Consider the following 979-nt stretch of genomic DNA (forward strand, 5'->3'; position numbering starts at 1 on the left):
CGGGCCAATGGCGCTGACCGTGCCAGAGGTAGGCGCATGGATAGCTGCACTGACAGCGCCAATGGGCTCGGCAATCATCTGCCCCTTGAGGACCTTGTCTCCGGGCGCCACCAACGGCTTGGCCGGCGCGCCGATATGCATGTTCAGCGGTAGCACCAGCTGTTGCGGCAGCGGGCCGGGCACGATGGGGGTGCTGTTGGACAGATGCTTCATTTCCGGCGGATGAATGCCGCCGTGGAAGTCATGAATGGGCGCTGGCCGCCGGATGCCCGATGCCAGACGCGCAAAAACAGAGCGTGTTTTTCGGGTTTTGTTTGTTTGCGCTTGGCTCATGGCAACAATCTCCGGCCATGCACGAGCGAATCCGAGTGGCACTGCACAAGCGTCATGCGTCCGGCGTGTGGCGTGAAGCGTCTCATAAATTCACCACCTCAATGCGGCTGTCCGGGCGCTCACCGATACCCGCCGGGCGCTGCCAGCCCCAGGTTTGCAAGGTCGGTTTCACTTCCAGCATGTCGATACAGTCCACCGGGCAGGGCTCCACACAGAGATCGCAGCCGGTGCATTCATCAACAATGACCGTGTGCATCAACTTGGCGGCGCCGACGATGGCATCCACCGGGCAGGCCTGGATGCACTTGGTGCAGCCAATGCACTCGTCTTCGCGGATGTAGGCGACCTTGGCCACGTTGGCGTCTTCCGCGCCTTCATTATCCAGCGTCAGTTCTTCACGGCCGAGCAATTCGGACAGCGCCACCACGGTGTCCTGTCCGCCTGGCGGGCAGCGGTTGTGTTCTTCGCCCTCGGCAATGGCTTCCGCATAAGGGCGGCAACCCGGGTGGCCACACTGGCCGCACTGGGTCTGCGGCAGCAGCGAATCAATCTGCTCGACGATCGGATCGCCTTCTACCTTGAATTTTTCCGAGGCAAACCCGAGCACAGCACCGAACACCGCCGCCAAAGCCAACAACGCCGCCAC

At 62.1% G+C, this 979-nt stretch carries 1 protein-coding gene and 1 pseudogene; both read right to left on the reverse strand.

What is annotated here, in order from left to right:
• Positions 1-333 (reverse strand): annotated as a pseudogene (locus tag A3730_RS03175) (electron transport complex subunit RsxC); the annotation flags it as partial.
• An 82-nt stretch (positions 334-415) separates the two neighbouring features.
• Positions 416-979: electron transport complex subunit RsxB (gene rsxB / locus A3730_RS03180; RefSeq protein ID WP_231883826.1), on the reverse strand; the 564-nt coding region annotated here is incomplete at its 5' end.

This window comes from Alcanivorax sp. HI0044 (assembly GCF_001634945.1).